At 73.5% G+C, this 21,350-nt stretch carries 3 protein-coding genes; all 3 read right to left on the bottom strand.

Translation table 11 applies throughout. The features are described 5' to 3' along the window. Nucleotides 1–35: 35 nt before the first annotated feature. Nucleotides 36–3,308, bottom strand: coding sequence for a type I polyketide synthase (locus AC060L_RS35635; protein ID WP_483803138.1), 3,273 nt, complete (start codon nt 3,306–3,308; stop codon nt 36–38). Then, a complete protein-coding gene (locus AC060L_RS35630; protein ID WP_483803149.1) occupies nt 3,305–14,938 on the bottom strand; it encodes an SDR family NAD(P)-dependent oxidoreductase in 11,634 nt (3,877 codons plus the stop codon). The genes AC060L_RS35635 and AC060L_RS35630 overlap by 4 nt, the downstream gene beginning before the upstream one ends. 61 nt (nt 14,939–14,999) lie before the next feature. Then, the coding region (locus tag AC060L_RS35625) for a type I polyketide synthase (protein WP_483803137.1) at nt 15,000–21,350 on the bottom strand (6,351 nt) is incomplete at its 5' end.

Below are 21,350 nucleotides of genomic sequence, written 5' to 3'. Positions count from 1 at the left end.
GTCCCCAGGACGGTGAGGCCGGGATCGTCAGACGGTCAGACGGTCAGACCGGCGGAGAGCTCGTCGAGCAGGTGCCGCACCAGCGAACGCGGCGTCGGCCGGTCGATGACCACCACCGGGGCCAGCTCCACGCCGGTGGCCTCGACCAGGGCGTTGCGCAGCTCCAGTGCCGCGAACGAGGACATCCCGAGCTCCAGGAAGCTCAGCTCGATGTCCACCTCGGCCACCGAGTCGAAGCCCAGGACCACCGCCGCCCGGGTGCGGACCAGTTCGAGCAGCAGCTCCTCGGCCTCGGTGTCACCCAGACCGGCGAGCTTCGCGCGCAGCTCCGCCCCGCCGTCGCCGACCGGGCCCGCCTCCGCCGAGGCGGGCTCGGTCGTCTGCGTGGGCAGCGCGGCGCTGCGCTCCTTGCGCCAGGCGGCCAGCGCCGGCAGCACCTCGCGCAGCGGTTCGAGCAGCTCCTCGCCCGCTCCGAGGAGGGCTGCCAGCCTGCTCGGGTCCGACTCCTCGACCGCCGTCCAGAGCTCGGCGTCGAAGCCGGTCGGCTCCCCGCTGTCGTGCAGCCAGTACCGGTTCCGGGCGAAGGCGTAGGACGGCAACTCGGTGTGCGAGCCGTCGCCGAGCAGCGCCTGCCAGTCGACCTCGACGCCCTGGACGTGGGCGGCGGCGAGCGCCGTGGTCACGGTGGCGAGCTCCGGCCGGCCGGCGCGCAGCACGGGGGCCACCACCGCGGGCGCGGTGGCCAGGCACTCCTGGACCATGCCGGAGAGCACGGCGTCCGGCCCCAGCTCCACGAAGCGGTCCACGCCGTTGCGCTCCAGCCAGCGGACACCCTCCAGGAAGCGGACGGTCTGCCTGACGTGGCGGACCCAGTAGTCGGGCGAGCACAGCTCGTCGGCGGTGGCGAGCTCGCCGGTCACGTTGGAGACGACCGGGATGCTCGGCGGCGAGTAGGTCAGGCCCGCCGCGATCCGCCGGAACTCCTCCAGGATCGGGTCCAGGTGGTGCGAGTGGAAGGCGTGGCTGACCCGCAGCCGCTTGGTCTTGACCCCCTGCCGGCGCCAGTGCGTCGTCAGGTCGGTGACCGCCTCGGCATCGCCGGAAATCACCGTCGACTGGGGGCCGTTGATGGCCGCCACCGCGACCCGGTGACTGTCCGACAGCGACTCGTGGACGCGCAGGTGGTCGGCCGCGACGGCCACCATGGCCCCGCCCGCCGCGACGGACTGCATCAGCCGGCCCCGGCCGGCCACCAGGGCCGACGCGTCGGCGAGCGAGAGCACGCCCGCCACGTGGGCGGCCGCGAGCTCGCCGATCGAGTGGCCGATCAGGTAGTCGGGCCGCAGCCCCAGGTGCTCCACCAGGCGGAAGAGCGCGACCTCGACGGCGAACAGCGAGGCCTGGGTGTACAGGGTCTGGTCGAGCAGCGCCGCGTCCGCCGACCGCACCGGGGCGAAGAGCACGGTCAGCAGCGGCCGGTCCAGGTGCCGGTCCAGCTGCGCGCAGACCTCGTCGAGCGCCTCGGTGAACTTCGGTACGGACTCGTAGAGTTCGCGCCCCATGCCGAGGCGCTGGCTGCCCTGGCCGGTGAAGAGGAACGCGGTCCTGCCGGTGGCCGCGGCCTGGCCGCGGACCACGCCGACGGCCGGCTCGCCGGCCGCGATCCCGCGCAGCCCCCTGAGCAGCGCCTCCCGGTCCTCGGCCACGACCGCGGCACGGTGACCGAAGCGCGTCCGGGCGGCCAGGGTCGCGGCGACGTCGAGCGAGGCGATCTCGGGCCGGTCGGCCAGGAACCGGCCGAGCCGGTCCGCCGCCTCGCGCACCGCGGTCTCGGAGCGGCCGGAGAGCAGCCAGGGCACGACCCGGGGCTGCGGCGGCTCCCCCGCCCCCTCCTGCTCCGCCCCCTCCTGCTCGACCGCCGGAGCCTGCTCCACGATCACGTGGGCGTTGGTCCCGCTGATCCCGAACGAGGAGACGCCCGCGCGGCGGGGCGTCTCGCTCCGCGGCCACGGCACCGGCTCGCTGAGCAGCCGCACCTGCCCGGCCGTCCAGTCCACGTACGGGGACGGGGTCTCGCAGTGGAGGCTGACGGGCATGGTCTCGTGCTGCAGTGCCAGCACCGCCTTGATCACGCCGGCCACACCGGCCGCCGCCTGGGTGTGCCCGATGTTCGACTTGATCGAGCCGAGCCACAGCGGGCTCTCCTCCGGCCGGTCCTGGCCGTAGGTCGCGAGCAGGGCCTGCGCCTCGATCGGGTCGCCCAAGGTGGTGCCGGTGCCGTGCGCCTCCACCAGGTCCACGTCCCGCGCGGCCAGCCCGGCGTCTGCGAGCGCCTGCCGGATCACCCTCTCCTGGGAGGGGCCGTTGGGGGCGGTGAGGCCGTTGCTCGCGCCGTCCTGGTTGACGGCCGAGCCGCGGATCACGGCGAGGACGGGGTGGCCGTTGCGCCGGGCGTCCGACAGCCGCTCCAGCAGGAGCAGGCCGGCGCCCTCGCCGAAGCCGGTGCCGTCCGCCTCCGCCGAGAAGGGCTTGCACCTGCCGTCGGGGGCGAGCCCCCGCTGGCGGGAGAAGTCGGTGAACACCGACGGGGTCGACAGCACGGTCACCCCGCCGGCGAGCGCCAGCCCGCAGTCGCCGTTGCGCAGCGCCTGGATCGCCAGGTGCATCGCGACCAGCGAGGACGAGCAGGCCGTGTCGACCGTGAGGGCGGGGCCCTCCAGCCCGAAGGTGTAGGCGAGCCGGCCGGACGCCACGCTGGTGGCGCTGCCGCTGCCCAGGAAGGCCTCGTACTCGGCCGGCACCCTGTGCAGCCGGGTCGCGTAGTCGCCGTACATCAGACCGGCGAAGACACCGGTCTTGCTGCCGCGCAGGCTGCGCGGGTCGATGCCGCCGTGCTCGAAGGTCTCCCAGGCCACCTCCAGCAGCAGCCGCTGCTGCGGATCCATCGCGACGGCCTCGCGCGGGCTGAGCCCGAAGAAGGCCGGGTCGAACGCGTCCGCGTCGTACAGGAAGCCGCCCTCACGGGTGTAGCTCGTGCCGCTCTTCTCCGGATCGGGGTCGTAGAGGGACTCCAGGTCCCAGCCGCGGCCGGTGGGGAACCCGCCGATCGCGTCGCTGCCTTCGGACACCAGGTTCCACAGGTCCTGCGGGGTGCGAACGCCTCCGGCGAAGCGGCAGCCCATGGCGACGATCGCGACCGGCTCGGGCACCGCGGACTCCACCTCCCGCAGACGCTCGCGGGTCTGGTGCAGGTCTGCGGTGACCCACTTCAGGTACTCGACGAGCTTTTCCTCGTTGTTGCTGCTCATTCGGGCCTCCGGCCTAGCTCCTGGTCGATGAAGGCGAAGATGTCGGAGGTCGACGCGGAACTGATCCGGTCGGCCACCTCGGTGGTGGTCGGGGCGGTATCCCACTTCGCGAGGATCCGCCGCAGCTTCTGGGCCACCGCCTGGCGGACGTCCTCGTCCCCGGGCGCGGGGCTCAGGGCGGCGTCCAGCCGCTCCAGGCGGTCCAGCTCGGCCAGCAGGCCCTGGGTGTCCGCCGGGCGCTCGGCCTCTTCGGGGGCCAGCGCGGTGACGATGTGTCCGGCGATGGCCACCGGCGTCGGGTGGTCGAAGACCAGCGTGGCCGGCAGCCGGAGCCCGGTCGCGGCGTTCAGCCGGTTCCGCAGCTCGACCGCGGTGAGCGAGTCGAACCCGAGGTCCTTGAAGGCACGTTCCGGGTCCACCCCGCTCGCGTCGGCGTGTCCGAGGACCGCGGCCACCGTGCCGCGGACCAGGTCGAGCGTGACCTCCAGGCACTGGTCCGCCGAGAGCCCGCGCAGGCGCTGCGGCAGGTTCACCGTCCGGGCCTTCGACGCCTGCCGGGACGGGGTCCGCACCAGGCCCCGGAACAGCGGCGGCAGCACGTCCGCGGCCGCCGCGGCGCGCAGCGCCGACAGGTCCAGGGCGGCCGGGACGACCGTGGTGGCCCCGCCCGCCAGCGCCTGGTCGAAGAGGTCCAGGCCCTCCTGGGAGGTCAGGGCGCGGGCGCCGCCGCGCGACAGGCGGTCGACCTCTCCCTCGCTCAGCCCCTCGGTCAGCCCGGAGGTCTCCTGCCACAGGCCCCAGGCCAGCGAGGTACCGGACAGTCCGGCCGCGCGGCGCTGGGCCGCGAGCGCGTCCAGGAAGGAGTTGGCGGCCGCGTAGTTGCCCTGTCCGGCGTTGCCCAGGGTGCCCGCGGCGGACGAGAAGAGCACGAACGCGCTCGGCTTCAGCTCGCGGGTGAGCTCGTGCAGGTGCCAGGCGGCGTCCACCTTCGGGCGGAACACCGTGTCCAGCCGCTGCGGTGTCAGCGACTGCAGCACGCCGTCGTCGAGCGCGCCGGCCAGGTGCAGGACGGCGGTCAGCGGGTGCTCCGGGTCGATGCCGTCGAGCACCCGGGCCAGCGACCCGCGATCGGCGGCGTCGCAGGCGACGAGGGCGGCTTCGGCCCCGAGCGTGCCGATCTCCTCCAGCAGCTCGGCCGCGCCCGCCGCGTCCGGACCCTGCCGGCTGATCAGCAGCAGGTGCCGGACGCCGTACGCGGAGACCAGATGACGGGTCAGCAGCCGGCCGAGTGTGCCGGTGGCGCCCGTGACCAGGACCGTTCCCTCCGGATCGATGCCGCCGCCGGGTGAGACGTCCTGCTCCAGCTGCGCCCGCACCAGCCTGGGCGCCCTCAGTTCCCCGGCCCGCAGGGCCAGTTGCTGCTCTCCGGTCGCCAGTGCGGCATCCACGCAGACACCGGTCGGGTCCTGCTCGGCGAGGTCGATGAGGACGATCCGGCCCGGGTTCTCCGACTGCGCCGACCGGACCAGGCCCCAGGCCGCGGCCGCGGCCAGGTCCGGTACCGAGTCGTCCGGGTCGGCCGCCGTCGCGCCACGGGTCACCACCGCGAAGCGGCTCTCCGTGTAGCGCTCGTCGGCCAGCCATGCCTGGAGGGTCTCCAGGGCCAGCCCGGTCAGCTCGCGGACGGCTTCGGGGCCGGCCTCGGGAGCCCCCGCGAGCGGGAGCACCACCCAGTCCGGCGCGGCGCCGTCCACCAGGGCCGGGTAGGGCAGCGCGAACGGGTCGGAGCCCGCCACCGCCACCCGCACGCCGGGGGCCGGCTGCGGCGCGGCCACGGTCTGCCAGGCGAGCGTGTACAGCGAGCGGTCGTCGGCGGCCAGGCCGCGCAGCTGCTCGGCCGGCATCGCCCGCACCGAGATCGACTCCACCGACGCCACCGGAACGCCCGCCGTGTCGGTGATCTCCAGGGCCATCGCCTGGGAGCCACCATCGATGGGCGACAGGCGCACCCGCACGGCGGATCCGGCCGGCCCGTGCAGCCGGACGCCGTTCCAGGCGAAGGGCAGCCGTACCGTGTCGGACGCCTCCGCGGACACCATCGCGTGCAGGCAGGCGTCGAGCAGGGCGGGGTGCAGGGCGAAGCGGGCGTCCTCGTCGCCTTCGGGCAGTGCGACCTGCGCGAACAGCTCCTCCCCGGATCGCCACAGTGCCTGCAGGCCCTGGAAGGTGGGCCCGTACTCGTAGCCCTGGGCGAAGAGGTCGGCGTACCGGCCCTCGATGCCCACCTGCTGCGCGCCGGCGGGCGGCCACTGCGCCGCGGGGAAGCCGGCGGGCTGCGCCGGGTCGCCCGGGGAGAGCAGGCCGGTGGCGTGCCGGACCCATTCGCCCTCGGCCGCGCCGCGCGAGTAGACCTCCACCGGGCGGCGGTCGGATCCGTCCTCGGCCCGGCCGACCGCCACCTGCAGCTGGACGGCTTCGTCCGCCGGCAGCACCAGCGGTGCTTCCAGGGTGAGTTCGTCGAGGGCGGCGCAGTCGACGCGGGCGCCGACGTGCAGGGCGAGCTCGACGAAGGCGGTGCCCGGCAGGAGCACCGTGCCGGCCACGGCGTGGTCGGCGAGCCAGGGGTGGGTCGCCAGTGACACCGATCCGGTGGCGACCAGGCCCTGGTCACCCGCCAGATCGACGCTCGCCCCGAGCAGCGGGTGCGTGACCGGGGACATTCCCAGGCCCGTGACGTCGCCGACCGCGCCACCGGTGGCCTCCAGCCAGAACCGGCGGCGCTGGAAGGGGTAGGTGGGCAGTGCCACCGGGCCCCGGGCGGAGTCGCCGAGCAGCGGCGCCAGGTCGATCGGGGCGCCGAGGGTGTGCGCCTGGGCGACGGAGAGCAGGAACCGGCCCAGGTCGCCCTCGTCCCGGCGCAACGAACCGACCACGCCCGCCGTCGCGTTGGCGGCCTCCAGGGTCTCCTGGATGCCGATGGCGAGCACCGGGTGCGGGCTCGACTCGACGAACAGCTGGTGTCCCTGGCCGGCGAGCCGCGCGATCACGTCCTCCAGGCCGACGGTCTGCCGCAGGTTCGTGAACCAGTACTCCGCGTCGAGCTCGGTGCCCCGCAGCGTCGTACCGGTCACCGTGGAGTGGAAGGCGATGCGCGCCTCGCGGGGGACGATCCCGGAGAGGGTGGCGAGCAGCTCCTCCCGGATCTCGTCCACCTGCGCGGAGTGCGAGGCGTAGTCCACCTGGATCCGGCGGGCGCGCACGCCCCGCTCGACACAGGCCGCCAGGAACTCGGTCAGGGCCTGCGCGTCACCGGAGACCACCGTGGAGTTGGGGCCGTTCACGGCCGCGACGCCGATCCTGCCCTCCCACTCGCCGAGGAGCTCGCGAACCTCGGCGACCGGGAGCGGAACCGAGCCCATGCCGCCCTTGCCGGCCATCCGGGCGCCGATCAGCCGGCTGCGCAGCGCGACCACCTTGGCCGCGTCGTCCAGGCTCAGGGCGCCCGCCACGCAGGCCGCGGCGATCTCGCCCTGGGAGTGTCCGACCACCCCGACCGGGCGCACGCCGTACGACTGCCACAGCTCGGCCAGCGAGACCATCACCGCGAACAGCGCGGGCTGGACCACGTCCACCCGGTCGAGCGACGGCGCGCCCTCGGCGCCCCGCAGCACGTCGAGCAGTGACCAGTCCGTGTACGAGGACAGCGCGGCCGCGCACTCGGCCAGCCGCTCGGCGAACACCGGCGAGCGGTCGGCCAGATCGAGCGCCATGCCGGCCCACTGGGAGCCCTGGCCGGGGAAGACGAAGATCGCCTCCGCCGGATCGCCCGCCACGCCCTGGACCAGGTGCGGCGCGGGCCGGTCGGCCAGCAGCGCGTCCAGCCCCTGGAGCAGCTCGGTGCGGTCGGTGGCGACCACCACCGCCCGGTCCTCGAACGCCGACCGCGTCGTCAGCAGCGCGTGGGCCAGGTCCGCGAGGGAGAGCGAGGCATCGGCTGCCACCAGGTCGCGCAGGCGTTCCGCCCGCGCCCGCAGTGCGGCCTCGCCGCGCCCGGACAGGACGAGCGGCACGGGCCCCTCGAAGGGCTCGGACGCCGCCGGGGCCTCCTGGGCCGGGGCCTGCTCCAGCACGACGTGCGCGTTGGTGCCGCTGATGCCGAACGAGGAGACGGCCGCGCGGCGCGGGTGGTCGTTCTGCGGCCACTCCCGGGCCTGGGTGAGGAGGCTGACGGCGCCGTCGGTCCAGTCCACCTCCGCACTCGGCTCGCCGACGTGCAGGGTCCTGGGCAGCAGGCCGGTACGGATCGCCTCGACCATCTTGATGATGCCGGCGACGCCTGCCGCCGCGAGGGTGTGGCCGATGTTCGACTTGATCGAGCCGAGCCACAGTGGCCGCTCGGCGGGCCGGTCCCGCCCGTACGTGGCCAGCAGGGCCTGGGCCTCGATCGGGTCGCCGAGGGCGGTGCCCGTGCCGTGCGCCTCGACCACGTCCACCTGCTGGGCGGTCACTCCGGCGTTGGCCAGCGCCGCGCGGATGACCCGCTGCTGCGAGGGACCGTTCGGTGCGGTGAGACCGTTGCTGGCGCCGTCCTGGTTGACGGCGGACCCCCGGACGACCGCGAGGATCCGGTGGCCCTTGCGCAGGGCGTCCGACTGCCGCTCCAGGAGCAGCATGCCGGCGCCCTCACCCCAGGCGGTTCCGTCGGCGTCCGCGGAGAAGGCCCGGCAGCGGCCGCCGGGCGACAGCGCCCGCTGGCGGCTGAACTCCACGAAGTTGCCCGGACCGGCCATCACCGTCACACCGCCGGCGAGCGCGTAGTCGCACTCGCCCTGCCGCAGCGCCTGGGCGGCGAGGTGGACCGCGACCAGCGAGGACGAGCACGCGGTGTCCACGGTGACCGCCGGACCCTGCAGGCCCAGGGTGTACGAGATCCGGCCCGAGGCGACGCTCGTGGTGTTGCCGGTGGACAGGTAGCCCTCGAAGCCCTCGGGAACCTGCGGGAGCCGCGAGGCGTAGTCACCGGCGATCACACCGGCGAAGATGCCCGTGCTGCTGCCGCGCAGCGCGGCGGGGTCGATCCCGGCCCGCTCCACGGCCTCCCACGAGGTCTCCAGCAGCAGCCGCTGCTGCGGGTCCATGGCCATCGCCTCGCGGGGGCTGATGCCGAAGAAGTCGGGGTCGAAGACGTCGGCGTCGTGGACGAACCCACCGGCCCGCACGTAGGACTTGCCCACCGCGTCCGGATCCTCGTCGTAGAGGCTCTCGACGTCCCAGCCGCGGTTGGTCGGGAACGGGCCGATCGCGTCGGTGCCGTCGGCGACGAGCTGCCACAGGTCCTCCGGCGACGCGACCCCGCCCGGGTACCGGCACGCCATGCCGACGATCACGATCGGGTCGTCGGAGGTCGCGACGGCCTGGCCGCCACCGGCGTGCACCGGGGTCTCCTGCCCGCCCAGCAGCAGCTCGGAGCGCAGGAAGCCGGCCAGCGCCAGCGGTGTGGGGTGGTCGAAGACCATCGTGGTCGGCAGCCGCAGCCCGGTCACGGTGTTCAGCCGGTTGCGCAGCTCCACCGCGGTGAGCGAGTCGAAGCCCGACTCGGTGAACGCCCGCCCGGCGGTGATCGCCTCCGGGCCGGAGTACCCGAGCACGGTCGCGGCCTGAGCCCGGACCAGGTCGACCAGCCGGCGTTCCTGGTCGGCCTCGGACAGGCCGGCGAGCTCGGCGGTCAGCGAGGAGCCGCCGGCGGTCACGGCGCTGACGGCACGCCGCCCCGGAGTGCGGAGCAGGCCGCGCAGGATCCCCGGCAGCTCACCGGCCTCGGCCAGCCGGCGGAGCGCCGGGAGGTCGAGTGCCGCGGGCACCAGGAGGGCGCGGTCGCTCTCGGCCGCGTCCAGGAACGACCGCAGCGCCTCGGCGTCGGCCAGCGGGCGGACGGCGCTGCGGCCGATCCGGGCCTGGTCGCCGGCGGCCAGCTCGGCCGCCATGCCCGCGCCGGCCCACGGGCCCCAGGCCAGCGAGGTGGCCGGGAGGCCGTGGGAACGGCGCAGCTGGGCCAGCCCGTCGAGGAACGCGTTGGCGGCCGCGTAGTTGGCCTGCCCCGGGTTGCCGCTGATGCCGGCCAGCGAGGAGAACAGGACGAACATCGCGAGGTCGGTGCCCGCGGTGAGCTCGTGCAGGTGCCAGGCCGCGTCGACCTTCGGGCGCAGGACGGCCGCCAGCCGGTCGGCCGTCAGCGCACCGACCAGGCCGTCGTCGAGCACGCCCGCCGCGTGCACCACGCCGGTGAGCGGGTGCTCGGCGGGAACGGAGTCCAGCAGCGCGGCGAGGGCGGCGCGGTCCGTCGTGTCGCAGGCCTCGATCCGCACGCTCGCTCCGGCGGCGGTCAGTTCGGCCGCCAGTTCCCGGGCGCCCCCGGCCTCGGCACCCCGGCGGCTGGTCAGCAGCAGGTGCCGGACGCCGCGTTCGGTGACCAGGTGCCGGGCGATCCTGGCACCGAGCGATCCGGTGCCGCCGGTGATCAGGACCGTGCCGTCGGCGTCCAGGCCGGACGGCACCTGGAGCACGAGCTTGCCGACGTGCTTCGCCTGGCTCAGGAAGCGCATGGCCTCCGGCGACCGGCGCACGTCCCAGGCGGCGATCGGCAGCGGGCGCAGCACGCCCTGCTCGAACAGCCGCATCAGCTCGGTCAGCATCTGCTGGATCCGGGCCGGGCCCGCCTCCATCAGGTCGAACGCCTGGTAGCGGACGCCCGGGTGCTCCTCGGCCACCTGCTCGGGCTCGCGGATGTCGGTCTTGCCCATCTCCAGGAAGCGGCCGCCGCGCGGCAGCAGCCGCAGCGAGGCGTCCACGAACTCGCGCGCGGTGGCGTCGAGCACCACGTCGACTCCCCGGCCGTCGGTGGCCGCCAGGAACTGCGCTTCGAAGTCCAGCGTCCGCGAGTTGGCGATGTGGCCGTCGTCCAGTCCCTGCTGCCGCAGGACCGGCCACTTGCCGGTGCTCGCGGTGCCGTAGACCTCCGCACCGAGGTGACGGGCGAGCTGGACGGCGGCCATGCCGACGCCACCGGCGGCGGCGTGCACGAGCACCGACTCCCCGGGGCGCAGGTCGGCGAGGTCCACCAGCCCGTAGTAGGCGGTCAGGAAGACGATCGGCACCGACGCGGCCTGGGCGAACGACCAGCCCTGCGGCATCCGCGTGACCAGGTCGCGGTCGGTGACCGAGGTCGGTCCGACACCTCCGGACAGCAGTCCGAACACGGCGTCGCCGGGCGCGAGGTCGGTGACACCGGGACCGACCTCGACGACGACGCCGGCGCCCTCGCTGCCGATCAGCGCCCGGTCGGGGTACATCCCGAGGGCGATCATGACGTCGCGGAAGTTCAGGCCCGCCGCACGGAGCGCGATGCGGACCTGCCGCTCGCCGAGCGGCTCGGCGGAGGGTACGGGCAGCAGTTCGAGGGCGTCCAGCGTCCCCGGCGTCGTGACGTCGAGCCGCCAGCCCTGGTCGGCGGGGGCCCGCAGGACGTCCTTGGCGCTCTGGCGGGCCAGCTGCGGGCGGTACGCCACGCCGTGACGGATCACCAGCTCGCTCTCGCCGGCGGCCGCGGCCGCCGCGAGGACCCGGTCCGACTCCTCCCGGCCGTCCACGTCGAGCAGCACGAACCGGCCCGGATTCTCCGACTGGGCCGTGCGCACCAGGCCCCGGACGGCCGCCGCGGCCAGGTCGTCGCCGGCGTCGCCGGGGAGTGCCCGGACGGCGGAACGGGTCAGCACCACGAGGGTGCTGTTGCGGTACCGCTCCTCGGACAGCCATTCCTGCACCAGGTGCAGGGCGCGGCCGACCAGCTCGTGGGTGGCCTCGACGACGCCGGCGGGGTCAGCCGCCCGGGCCTCGGGGGCGCTCTGCGCGTGCCCGAAGCGGGCGAGCACGAGACCGGGCGCCTTCGCGTCGGCCGGTGTCAGGGCCGTCAGGGCCGTCAGGTCGCGGTCGCCGAGCTCGGTGAGGGCTTCGGCGGTGGCGGCCTGGTCGTCCAAGGGGGCGGCCACCCAGTCCAGTTCGTAGAGACCGTCCTGGCCGGGTGCCGCGATCGAGGCGATCCGGTCGGCGGCGACGGACCGCAGGGTCAGCGCGCCGACGGCGGCCACGGGCTGACCGGAGTCGTCGGCGACGACGAGCGAGACCGTGTCGTTCCCGGTCGAGGTGAGCGCGACCCGGGCGCGGGTCGCGCCGGTGGCGTGCAGGGTGACGTCCGTCCAGGCGAACGGCAGCCGGACCGAACCGGTCGGCGACTCCTGCGCGGTGATCGCGAGCGCGTGGAGCGCGGAGTCCAGCAGCGCGGGGTGGATCCCGAAGCCGGCGGCGGCCTGCTGCTGCTCCTGCGGCAGCTCCACTTCGGCGTACACGGTGTCGCCGGCCTGCCAGGCCGAGCGGAGCCCCGCGAAGCCCGGCCCGTAGTGGTAACCCAGCTTCGCGAGCCCCTCGTAGAACCCGTCGACGGACACCGCGGTGGCGCCCTTCGGCGGCCATGCGGCGAGCGTCGCCGGCTCCGCTGCCGGCGCGTCGGAGAGCTGACCCGTGGCGTGCCGCACCCAGTCGCCCTCCCCGCGCCGCGAGTGCACGGCGACGGCACGGCGGCCGGAGTCGTCCGGCGCGGCGACGGTCACCTGGATCCGGACGCTGCCGGTGGCCGGCAGGATCAGGGGCTGTTCGAGGGTGAGGTCCTCGACCGTGGAGCAGCCGAGCTGGTCACCCGCGTGGATCGCCAGCTCCAGGAACGCCGTCCCGGGGACCAGGACCGTGTCGCCGATCATGTGGTCGGCGAGCCAGGAGTGGGTCGACAGCGAGAGCCGGCCCGTGAGGATGAGCGAGTCGCTGTCGGCGGGCTGGACCGTCGCGGACAGCAGCGGGTGGTCGGCGGCGGCCAGGCCGAGCCCGTCGGGGTCGCTGCCGATCGGCTTCTTCAGCCAGTAGCGCTCACGCTGGAAGGCGTAGGTGGGCAGCTCCACCAGATCCGAGCCCGGCAGGAACCGCTCCCACTCCACACTCACACCATGTGCGTGCACCGCGCCCAGCGCCGTGAGGAGGGAGCGCTTCTCGGCGCGGTCCTTGCGCAGCACCGGAACCACGACGACGCCCTCGGCGTCGGCCAGGCACTCGCCCGTCAGGCCCGCCAGAGTCCCGTCCGGACCCAGCTCCACGAACGCCGTCACACCAAGACCCGCCAGCGTCGCGACACCGTCGGTGAACCGGACCGCCGAACGGGCCTGCGTAGCCCAGTACTCGGCCGTGAACTCCTCGATCACCTCACCGGTGACGTTCGAGACCACCGGAATCCGGGGAGCCGAATACGTCAGCCCCGCAGCGACCTCGGTGAACTCCGCCAGCATCCCGTCCAGATGCGCCGAGTGGAACGCGTGACTCACCTTCAGCCGCGTCGCCTTCACACCCTCCCCGCGAGCCAGCTCCAGCACCTCCAGCACCGCGACCTCGTCACCCGAAATCACCGTGCTGGAAGGGCTGTTGAACCCCGCCACCTCCACACCGGAGCGACCCTCAAGCCACCCGGCGACGCGCGCTTCACCCGCATTGAGGGCAACCATCGCGCCGCCCGCGGCAACACCCTCCATCAACCGCGCCCGCACACAGACCAGACGCGCCGCGTCCTCCAGCGAGAGCACACCCGCCACATGAGCCGCAGCCAACTCACCCACCGAGTGGCCGACCAGGTAGTCCGGGGTCACCCCGTAATGCTCCAGCAGACGGAACAGGGCCACCTCGACCGCGAACAACGCCGGCTGCGTGAACACCGTCCGCCCAAGCAGCTCCGGTTCACCCTCGATCACCGCACCCAGCGAACGATCCAGATGCACATCCAGAGCCGCAACAACCTCATCGAACGCAGCCGCGAACACCGGCTCCGCCGCATACAACTCACGACCCATACCCACACGCTGACTCCCCTGCCCCGAGAACAGGAACGCCACCGAACCACCCGAGACAGGTTCACCGGGGACCAGCGTCCGCAGGCCGTCGAGGAGTTCCTCCCGGGTCTCCCCCACCACCACCGCACGGTGATCGAGACGGGCCCGCGACACCGCCAGCGAGCGACCCACCGCCGCGATGTCCAGCTCCGGCCGCTCCTCCAGGAACGACACCAACCGGCGCGCCTGCTCCGACAGCGCAGCCCCCGACCGGCCCGACACCACCCACGGCACCAGACCCGACAGCACGCCCGACGCCGGCTCGGCGACATCCTCCTCGGCCTCGGCCGGGGCCGGGACGGCCTGCTCCACGATCACGTGGGCGTTGGTCCCGCTGACACCGAAGGACGAGACACCGGCGCGGCGCGGACGGTCCAGCTCGTCCCAGTCCCGCGTCTGCGTCAGCAGCTCCACCGCGCCCGCCGACCAGTCGACCTCGGGGGTCGGCTCGTCCACGTGCAGCGTCGGGGGCATGACCCCGTTGCGGATCGCCATGACCATCTTGATCACGCCCGCGACACCCGCCGCGGCCTGCGTGTGACCGATGTTCGACTTGATGGATCCCAGCCACAGCGGGTTGTCGTCCTGACGGGCCTGGCCGTAGGTGGCAAGCAGGGCCTGGGCCTCGATCGGGTCACCCAGCCGCGTGCCCGTGCCGTGCGCCTCCACGACGTCCACCTCGGCGGCGGACAGCCGGGCGTTCGCCAGCGCGGCCCGGATGACCCGCTCCTGCGACGGCCCGTTCGGCGCCGTCAGACCGTTGCTCGCACCGTCCTGGTTCACGGCGGAGCCACGGATCACGGCGAGCACGTTGTGCCCGTTGCGCTCCGCGTCCGACAGCCGCTCCAGCACCAGCAGGCCCACGCCCTCGGCGAATCCGGTGCCGTCGGCCGAAGCGGACATGGATCGGCAGCGGCCGTCGGCGGACAGTCCGCGCTGCCGGCTGAACTCCACGAAGAGGCTGGGGCTCGCCATGACGGTGACGCCGCCGGCCAGGGCGATCGGGCATTCGCCGTCGCGCAGGGACTGCACCGCGAGGTGGAGCGCGACGAGCGAGGACGAGCAGGCGGTGTCGACCGTGACCGCCGGGCCCTCCAGCCCGAAGGTGTAGGCCAGCCGGCCCGAGGCCACGCTGGTGGTGTTGCCCGTGAGCAGGTAGCCCTCCAGCTCGGGCGGGGTCTCCCCGGGCCGCGTCGCGTAGTCCTGCGCGATCGCGCCGACGAAGACGCCGCCCTGCCGGCCCTTGACCGAGGCCGGGTCGATACCGGCCCGCTCGAAGGCCTCCCAGGCCGTCTCCAGCAGCAGCCGCTGCTGCGGTTCGATGGCATCCGCCTCGCGGGGGCTGATGCCGAAGAACTCGGCGTCGAACTTGTCCGCGTCGTGCAGGAAGCCACCCTTGGTGACGTACGTCCGCCCCGGGCTGTTCGGGTCGGGGTCGAACAGCGCGTCGGCGTCCCAGCCCCGGCCGTCCGGGAAATCGGTGATCGCGTCCACGCCTTCGTGGACGAGGTTCCAGAGCGACTCGGGTGAGTCCACTCCGCCGGGGAACCGGCAGGCCATACCCACGATCGCGATGGGCTCGTGCCTGCCGGCCTCGGCGTCGCGGAGCTCACGGCGGGCCTTCTGGAGGTCGGTCGTGACCCGCTTCAGGTAATCGCGAAGCTTCTGCTCATTGGACATCGTGCGTCAACACCTTCGAGATAGAGGCAGATCAGGCAGAGCCGAGTTCACTGTCGATGAAGTCGAAGATCTCGTCGTCCGTGGCGGAGTCGAGATCCCGCTCGTCATCGGGGGCCGCGTCCGCTTGGTGGTCCAGCGTCCGCAGCAGGTCCCGCATCCGGTCGGTCAGCAGTTGGCGGGCGGCCGCGTCCAGCAGGTCGAGCTGGAGGCGGTCCAGGTCGGCCACCACCGACTTGGCGGTCGTCTGCCGCTGCGGGACGACCTGGGCGTGGAGGAACCCGGCGAGTGCCTCCGGGGTCGGGTGGTCGAAGACCAGCGTGGCCGGCAGCCGCAGCCCGGTGACGTTGTTCAGCCGGTTGCGCAGCTCGACCGCGGTCAGGGAGTCGAAGCCGAGCTCCTTGAAGGACCGGTCGGCGGTGACCGCCTGCCCGTCCACGTGTCCCAGGACCGTGGCGACCGCGCCGCGCACCAGGTCCACCAGGGTCTTGTGCTGCTGCGGTTCGGGCAGCGCGACGAGCCGCTCGGCCAGCGAGGCCGTGCCGGTCGGGCCCGCCTCGACGACCCGGCGCCGGGTCGGACCGCCGGTCGGCGCGTCGAGCGCCGTCAGCAGTTCGGGCAGCGCCTGCCCACTCGCCCGCAGCTTCGCCATGTCGACCGGCGCGGCCACCACGAGCGGCCGGTGCAGGTCCGGCGCGGCGTCGAACAGGGCCAGGCCCTGCTCGTCCGTGAGCGCGGCCATGCCCATCCGGTCCAGCCGGCGCAGCTGCGCGTCGTCCAGGTGTCCCGTCATCTCGCTGGTCTGCGCCCACAGGCCCCAGGCGATGGAGGTGGCGGGCAGTCCGAGGGCGGTGCGGTGCGCGGCCAGGCCGTCGAGGAACGTGTTGGCCCCGGCGTAACCGCCCTGCCCCGCGTTGCCCAGGATTCCGGCCAGCGAGGAGAACAGGACGAAGAAGGACAGGTCCAGATCCCTCGTGAGCTCGTGCAGCTGCCACGCGGCATCGGCCTTGGCCCGGAACACCGTGGCCAGCCGCTCCGGCGTGAGGCCCTCCAAAGTGCCGTCGTCGATCACGCCCGCGGCGTGCACGACGCCGGTGAGCGGGTGCGCGGCGGGGATGGTGGCGAGCACCTCGGCGAGCGCCCGGCCGTCGGCGGCATCGCAGGCGGCGATGGTCACCTCGGCCCCGGCGGAGCGGAGTTCGGCTTCGAGTTCGGCGGCACCGGCCGCCTGCGAGCCGCGCCGGCTGAGCAGCACCAGCCGGCGCACTCCCTGCTCGGCGACCAGGTGGCGGGCGACCAGGGCGCCCAGCACACCCGTTCCGCCGGTGACGAGCACCGTCCCCTCGGGATCGGGCCGGCGCGGCACGGTCAGGATCACCTTGCCGATGTGGCGGGCCTGGCTGAGGTAGCGGAATGCCTCCGGTGCCCGGTGGATGTCCCAGGCCGAGATCGGCATGGGCTGCAGGGCTCCCTCGTCGAAGAGGGCGCGGATCTCGTCGAGCATCCGGCCGATCCGCTCGGGGCCGGCGTCCAGTACGTCGAACGCCTGGTAGCGCACTCCCTCCCAGTCGGCGGCGATCTCCGCGGAGTCACGGATGTCGGTCTTGCCCATCTCCAGGAACCGCCCGCCGCGCGGCAGCAGCCGCAGCGAGGCCTCCACGTACTCGTGGGCGAGGGAGTTGAGCACGACGTCCACGCCCCGGCCGCCGGTCGCGGTGAGGAAGTGCTCCTCGAACTCCAGCGTCCGGGAGTTGGCGATCCGGTCGTCGGTGAATCCCAGTCCGCGCAGGGTGTCCCACTTGCCGGTGCTGGCGGTGCCGTAGACCTCGACGCCCCAGTGCCGGGCCAGCTGGATGGCGGCGAGCCCGACGCCACCGGTCGCAGCGTGCACGAGAAGGGACTCGCCCGACCGCAGGCCGGCCAGGTCGGCCAGTCCGTAGTACGCGGTCAGGTACACGACGGGGATGCCCGCCGCCTGCGCGAAGGACAGGCCCTTGGGCATCACCGCGATCAGTCGGTGATCGGTGATCGCGACGGGTCCCACCCCGCTGGAGAACAGGCCCATCACCCGGTCTCCGGGAGCGAATCCGGTCACCTCCGGTCCGACTTCGAGCACCACGCCCGCGCCCTCGCCCACCGGCGGCCGCTCGTCGTCCGGGACCATCCCGAGCGCCAGCAGGACGTCGCGGAAGTTCAGGCCGCCCGCCCGGACCGCCACGCGCACCTGACCGGGCCGCAGCGGCTCCAGCACCTCGGGGCAGGCGGTGAGGGAGAGGCTGTCGAGCTCACCCTTGATCGTCAGCGACAGGCGCCAGGGCTGCTGCCCGGCGGGCTCGGCCAGGACGGCGCCCAGGTCCGCCCGCGCCAGCCTCGGCGCCAGGACGGTGCCGGTGCGCAGGACCAGCTCGGAGTGCTCGGCGGCCACGGCGGCCGGCAGTGCCTGCCGGCTGTCGAGGTGGCCGTCGAAGGCCAGGTGCTGCACGCGCCCGGGGTTCTCGGTGCGCGCGGTGCGGAGCAGGCCGGCCAGCCCCGCGTGTGCCAGGTCCCCGGACCGGGTGACCACGGTCAGCCGGGCATCCGCCGACTCCGGGGCGGCAAGCCACCGCTGGAGGAAGGAGAGCACCTCGACGGCCAGGTCCCGGGCCGAATCAGCCACGTCCGCACGGCCCGCGGGTACGCACCAGAGCGCCCGCTCCGGCGCTGCCGCGCCGCCGGCGGTCAGCTCGGCGAGACCGGCGTACTCCGCCACCAGGACACCTGCCTCGGTGAGGACCGGGGTCAGGCCGAGGTGGTCGGCCCCGAGCAGGGCCCACCGCTCGCCGGACCGCACCGCACCGGTCACGTCCACCGGTACGAGGTCCACGGTGAACAGGGACTGCTCGCCGGCGGTGCGCTCCGCGCCGAGCTGGTCCGCACTCACCGCCCGCACGGTCAGGGTGGCGACGCTCGCGACGGGCGTACCGGTCGCGTCGGCGATCAGCACCGAGATCGCATCGGGGCCGGCCGGCGTGAGCCGGACCCGCAGCGACCTGGCACCGGCGGCGTAGAGGTGCACTCCGGCCCAGCTGAACGGCAGGCGGACCTGCTGGGTGTCGTCGGCCAGACCGATGGCGTGCAGGGTGGCGTCGAGCAGGGCCGGGTGGAGGGTGAAGCCGGACGCGTCCGCCTCCTCCGCCAGCCGGACCTCCGCGTAGACGTCCTCCCCCGCCTGCCATGCCGCCTGCACGCCCTGGAAGGTGGGCCCGTAGTGGTACCCGCGTCCCTCCAGCCGGTCGTAGAAGCCTTCGACGGGCAGCGGGGCCGCGTCGGCCGGCGGCCAGACGGCCAGGTCGGCCGCCGGCTCGGGAACCGTGTCGGTCATGGTTCCGGTGGCGTGCCGGACCCAGTCCCCCTCGCCGCCGCTGGGGCGCGAGTGGATGCTCAGCTGCCGGCTGCCGTCGTCGTCGGCCGCGCCGAGGAGCACCTGGAGGTCCAGGTCTCCGGTCTCCCCGAACAGCACGGGCGCCTGGAGGGTGAGCTCCTCGACGTGGCTGCAGCCGACCTGGTCGCCCGCGTGGACGGCCAGTTCGACCAGAGCGGCTCCGGGCAGCAGCACGCTGCCCAGCGCGGCGTGCTCGGCCAGCCAGGGCTGGGTGGAGCGGGACAGCCGTCCGGTGAAGATCAGGGCCTCGGTGTCGGCCGTGCGGATCGCGGCGCCGAGGAGCGGGTGCGCCGCGCGCTGGAGTCCGAGCGCGCCGACGTCACCGGTGCCCGCAGTCCCCATCAGCCAGTGCCGCTGGCGCTGGAACGGGTAGGTCGGCAGGTCAACGGCCACACCGGGGCCGCCGATCACGGCCGACCAGTCGACCGTCACGCCGTTGACGTGCGCCTGCGCGACCGAGGCCAGGAAGCGGTCCTGGCCGCCGTCGTCCCGCCGCAGCGACCCGACGACGACGGCGTCCTCCACGCCGGCTTCGTCGGCCGTGTCGCTGAGGGCCGAGGTGAGCACCGGGTGAGCACTCGCCTCGATGAAGACGCGGTGGCCCTGGTCGAGCAGGGCCTGCGTGGCCGGGACGAACTCGACGGTCTGGCGCAGGTTGCGGAACCAGTACGCGCCGTCGAGCTCGGTGCCGTCCAGCAGCTGCCCGGTGACGGTGGAGTAGAACGCGATGTCACCGGTACGCGGCGTGATGCCGGCCAGCAGCTCGCGCAGCTCGTCCTCCAGGAGGTCGACGTGGGCGGAGTGGGAGGCGTAGTCGACCGGAATGGTGCGCGCCCGGTATCCCTCGGCCTCACCGCGGGCGACGAGCTCGGCGAGGGCCTCCGGGTTGCCGGAGACGACCGTGCTGACGGGGCCGTTGTGTGCGGCGATGTCGATCGCGCCGTCCCAGCGAGCGATCAGCTCACGCACCTGGTCGGCCGGCAACGCGACCGAGACCATGCCACCGGTGCCCGCCAGCCGCACGATCGCCCGACTGCGCAGAGCAACCACCTTCGCCGCGTCATCGAGCGACAACGCACCCGACACCGCCGCCGCCGCGATCTCACCCTGCGAATGACCCACCACCGCCGCCGGCTCCACACCCACCGACCGCCACAACGCCGCCAGCGACACCATCACCGCCCACAACGCCGGCTGCACCACATCCACCCGATCGAAGCCGGGGGCGCCCTCCGCGCCGCGCAGCACATCCAGCAGCGACCAGTCCGTGAACGGCGCCAGCGCCCGCTCGCACTCCACCAACCGCTGCGCGAACACCGGTGCGGACTCCAGGAGTTCCAGCGCCATGCCCTGCCACTGCGAACCCTGACCCGGGAACACGAACACCGTCCGCCCCGAGCCCGCGGCCACACCCTGCACCAGATTCGCCGCCGAACCACCCGAGGCCAACGCCTCCAAGCCCGCCAGCAGCTCATCGCGGCCGGCGCCGGAGACCGCCGCCCGCACCGGCAGATGCGCAACCCGCGCCGCCAGAGCCGACGCCACCGAAGCCGGCTCCACCACACCCGACACCAGCAGCTCACGCACCTGCCCCGCACGCGCCGCCAGAGCCGCCTCACTCTTCGCCGACAGCACCAGCGGAAGCCCCACCGGCCCAGCGACGACCTCGACCGGCTCCGGACCCTGCTCCAGCACGACGTGCGCGTTGGTGCCGCTGATACCGAAGGAGGAGACCGCCGCACGACGCGGACGGTCGAGCTCAGGCCACGCCCGTGGCTGCGTCAGCAGCTCCACCGCACCCGCCGACCAATCCACATGCGGAGTCGGCTCATCCACGTGCAGCGTCGCCGGAAGCTCACCATGACGCATCGCCATCAGCATCTTGATGATCCCCGCCACACCCGCCGCGGCCTGCGTGTGACCGATGTTCGACTTGATCGAACCCAGCCACAGGGGATTGTCGTCCTCACGATCCTGGCCATAGGTCGCCAGCAGCGCCTGGGCCTCGATCGGGTCACCCAGCCGCGTTCCGGTGCCGTGCGCCTCCACCACGTCCACCTCGGACGCCGACAACCGCGCATTCGCCAGCGCCTGCCGGATCACCCGCTGCTGCGAGGGCCCGTTCGGCGCCGTCAGACCATTACTCGCACCATCCTGATTCACCGCCGAACCACGAATCACACCAAGAACGTTGTGCCCGTTGCGCTCCGCGTCCGACAGACGCTCCAGCACCAGAACACCCGCACCCTCACCCCAACCCGTCCCATCCGCCGACGACGAGAACGCCTTGCAACGCCCATCCGCCGACAGACCACGCTGACGCGAGAACTCCACAAACGTATTCGGCGTCGACATCACCGTCACACCACCGGCCAACGCCATCGAACACTCACCCTGACGCAACGCCTGAGCCGCCAGATGCACCGCCACCAACGACGACGAACACGCCGTATCCAACGTCACCGCCGGCCCCTCAAGACCGAACGTGTAAGCCACCCGACCCGACAACACACTCGCGATCGTCCCCGTCAGCAAATGCCCCTCGAAACCCTCCGGAGCACTCCCCAACCGCGACCCGTAATCGTTGTACATCACACCCGCATACACACCCGTCGAAGAACCCCGCAACGAGCCCGGATCAATACCCGCCCGCTCCAACGCCTCCCACGCCACCTCCAGCAACACACGCTGCTGCGGATCCGTCGCCACCGCCTCACGCGGACTCAGACCAAAGAACTCCGCATCGAAATCCGCAGCCTCATAAAGAAACCCACCCCGACGCGTATACGACTTACCGATCTTCTCCGGATCCGGATCGAAAAGCCCCTCCACATCCCAACCACGATCACCCGGGAACTCACCAACAGCATCCCGGCCCTCCACCACCAGCCGCCACAAATCCTCCGGCGAAACCACCCCACCCGGATAACGACACCCCATACCCACCACCGCGATCGGCTCGTC

This window comes from Kitasatospora sp. NEAU-69 (assembly GCF_057158765.1).
The sequence above is the reverse complement of the archived record's forward strand: the minus strand, read 5'-3'. Positions and strand labels throughout refer to the sequence as shown.